Annotated in this window: 2 protein-coding genes; both read right to left on the bottom strand. The window is 59.4% G+C overall.

Translation table 11 applies throughout. The annotated features are described in order from the left end of the window. Positions 1 to 422 precede the first annotated feature (422 nt). A complete protein-coding gene (locus tag HQL56_18935) occupies positions 423 to 2,744 on the bottom strand; it encodes a sel1 repeat family protein (protein ID MBF0311592.1) in 2,322 nt (773 codons plus the stop codon). A gap of 66 nt (positions 2,745 to 2,810) precedes the next feature. Beyond that, on the bottom strand, positions 2,811 to 3,466 hold a 656-nt coding region (locus tag HQL56_18930; protein ID MBF0311591.1), incomplete at its 5' end, for a hypothetical protein.

Below are 3,466 nucleotides of genomic sequence, written 5' to 3'. Positions count from 1 at the left end.
GGGGGTTCGGGGGGGATTATCCCCCTCGACGGGTCCAGGGCAGCGCCCTGGGACTCTTCCTTCGCTGTTGACGTCCAACCCCATGGGGTCCAGGGGGCACCCCTGGGACTTTTCCTTTCGCCGTTGACTTTGTCATGTCGCGCGGTGCGGGGTCCTGAATAGTTACCTCTGCAAAAGGCCTTTCGGGGCAAACACCCACTTTCCGTCGGGTGGCGGCTTCAAGGATGGGGGGATGAGGCCCCCCCTTGCCCCCCCGCGGTCCGCTGCGATAAATCCGTTCGGTGCGGCATGGCGGCTTTCGGGATTTCATTGGCGGCAGCGGACCGCAAGGCAAAGGCCACGTCAACACCTTGGGGCTCCGCCCCAAACCCCGCCGGGGGGGATAATCCCCCCCGGACCCCCGTATGACTGAACAGAAGCCTTCAGGATTGGGTGAATATTTTCGCCGGATCCAAGTCCAACCAGTATTTGTCCGGATTGCGGGAGTACCAGCACGCCTCCAGGGTAACCCGCTCGCGAGCCTGATCGACAGCCTTTCGCGCCAGCAACGCCGCCAGTTGCCCGGCCTCGCCGTCTCCCGTGACGGCAGCCTGCTCGTACCACTGCCGCGCCGCCTCCGTATCGATGTCCACGATATAACCCAACAAATGCAGATGCCCCAACCGCTTCATCGCAGCACCGTTCCCCAGTCGCGCCGCCCGCTTCTGCCAGACCAAGCCAAGGCGGTGCAGGACATATTGATCCGGTGTCAGAAGCTGACTGCCGGACTCACTGTAAAATTCGGCCAGTGAGTCGGGAGAAGCGGCCTCTTGCAGAATGGGCAGTGTCTGGGCATTCGGTTCTTCGGGCAACGGAACGCCCTCCGGGGTCAATTCCGCTACGGCGGCTTGAAATCCCTGAATAATCGGCAGATCTCGCTTCGCCATCTCTGCCAACAGGTTCCGAGCCTGGGCCAGATGCTCCTCCGTCAGGGGAGAGGCGTTAATCAGAGCCTTTGCCAGAGCTAACGTCGCATAGCCTGATCCGGCCTCGACCAGCGGGCGCAACAGCGGTTCAAGGCGTTGCAGCGGGATTTCCCCTTTCATTTCGATCAACAAGTGAAACGCCAGCATCGCTCGCGCCGCCTGCACCCCATCGTCGGCTAACGACTCCAGCAGGGAGATGGGCTTGGAGACACTCTCCTTCTCCCTCGAATGAAAAATGAAAAAATGGTTTGCCAGCAGGTAACGCCCGTAGGTCGACCCCGAAAGGGCCGCCTTTTCCAGCCAGGCGTGAGCCGCTGCCTCGTCCCGGGTTTTGCCCCGATCCAGCTCACTGCCGAGAAGCATCATCGCGGCGACAAAGCCCCCCTCCGCAGCCCGTTTCATCCAGGAACGGGCCGCTTCGTCCGGCGCACCCATTTCGTCGATCCCCCGCAACGCCAGTTGCCACATGGCCAGGGTGTCCCCTTTTTCGGCGGCTTGCCGCAACGTCGCCCCGTCGGGAAGAACGGCCTCGGCATCCGACTTCGTCGTGGTTCCCCGGTTCCACGGCTCCACCGGTAGACGGGCGAAAATCCCGTCCCAATCGCCTTGAACGAGCAGCCGGGCGCGTTCATTCGCCTCTTGAACATGGGGCGCGGACTGAAGATAACCACTCGCTACCCGCCAAAGGGAAGTGGCTTCCGACAGGCCATACAGGCCCAGATCGGCATTCAACAACTGCGCTTCGGGATAATGATCCGCCACCAGCTCATCCAACAGATCCGGGGCGTTAAACATCAAAAAAGGAATGGAAGAATTGAAAGCGTATTGCACGAACGGGTAGAAGATCTTGGCGGCCTGCTTACGGTCCTCGATTTGCCGAAACCAGTGGCGGGTTTGCCGTATCGCCTCGGGCGGATCATCCCGGTGCATTGCCAAGGACAAATAGAGCATCAGAACGCGGGATTTTTCGCTCATCCTGTCACCGGGTCGGGTGAGCCAGTAGACCGCCTTCTGCTGGTTGGCCGTCTCGAAGAGCAGAGGGGGCGTTCCATAAGCCTGTCCCACCATCTCACAGGCCTCGGGATCCCCCTGTTCCGCCAGTGGCAAGGCCCATTCAATGGCGCGGTGCGGATCCACCGGGCTGCCGTAGAGGCCCTTCAAAGCCCTTTCCGCCAGAATCAGTCGGGCCTTTTCGGAACCTTTGGCCACCAGCACTTCCAATTCCGCCACGGCCCAGGGGATATCTTGTTCCCCCCGTTCCCCGGTGAGAAGAAGATAGGCATGGATGCGTCGCAAAGGGATCGAGCCCTGCCCCGCCGCTTTTTTGAGCCAGAAGAGTGCTTCCTTATTGTCGACAGGCAGGTACTCGTTCGAAATAAGCTCTTTGTAGAGCTGGAACTGCGCGGCAATGCTCCCGGCTTCGGCGCCTTTTCGCAGCCAAAGCAGATAGAGGCCGATCTCCTTTTCCACACCCTGGCCCACTTTATAGGCCTCTCCCAGCATTCTCATGGCCATCCCGTTGCCCTGGTCAATGGCCTTGTGGAGCCAGAGCAACCCTTCCGAGGCGTTTTGTTCCGTCATCTCGCCATATAACAGATTTTGTCCATAATGCGCCTGAGCATCGGCAACGCCCTGTCGAGCCAGGGTTTCATAGAGCTGCATTGCCTGAACGCGCTCTTCCGGGCTCCCCTGACTGAGCTGGTAGGCCTTGTCCAACTCCTCTTCCATATCCGCCGCGCCGAGCAGAAACAGAAAAAGCAATGGATAGAGTCGCTTCATACGGCCTCCTGATTGAAAAGGGACGGCCTGTCGGGAGACAGGCCGTCCCGGAATTGGCGGTTTTTCCTATTGACTCTGTTCTTTTGGCTGTTCTTCCAACTTCCGCTTGTCACGCGCGTCGATATGATCAGTCGACTTTTCGGTTCCGTGACGAAGACACTCTTCAGTTTTACAGTTTTCGAAGGAATTGTGTCCTGTATTTCTCGCTGCTCCTTCCCTGAATTCCTTGGCGTACCCATCGGCTTTTTCTAAACCGTATTGGAAGAGACCCATAATAAGTTTAGCGGGCCATGGCAAGAGAGATCGAATACCCATCACAGCCAGTTTCTTAGATGTGGATTCCTCTTGGCTTCCTGCGCCGGATCCTGGCTCGTTTTGACCATCTGGCGTTTCCGCCGCCGCCATCATCGTGTTGGGGAAGCCGTTCGCTGGTGTTTGCCCCGCCATTCCCTTCAGCATGCTGCCGACGCCGGCGAGAGCGCCGCCACGGGCCATCGGTTCCAGGATGGAGAGATCCCAGTCCGGGTGTTGCCGGGCGATATCCTGCAGGGCGAGGCGGTTCAGGCCGAGTTGTATCTCGGGGGCATTCCACGAATCGTCGGCATCGTTCGCGGCTCCGAAATCCCACTTCGGGATGGCGGTTTTGGGGGAGGAGGGTTTGTTGCCGACTAGGGCGTGTTGACATTTGCCAGATTTTGGTTCCTGGCAAGGCGCAAGACGGT

It is taken from the genome of Magnetococcales bacterium (assembly GCA_015231925.1).
GTDB lineage: Bacteria > Pseudomonadota > Magnetococcia > Magnetococcales > JADGAQ01 > JADGAQ01.
The sequence above is the reverse complement of the archived record's forward strand: the minus strand, read 5'-3'. Positions and strand labels throughout refer to the sequence as shown.

Excerpts from the sequence above, each read along its gene's own strand:
- HQL56_18935 (MBF0311592.1), bottom strand. The coding sequence starts at position 2,744 with ATGAAGCGACTCTATCCATTGCTTTTTCTGTTTCTGCTCGGCGCGGCG.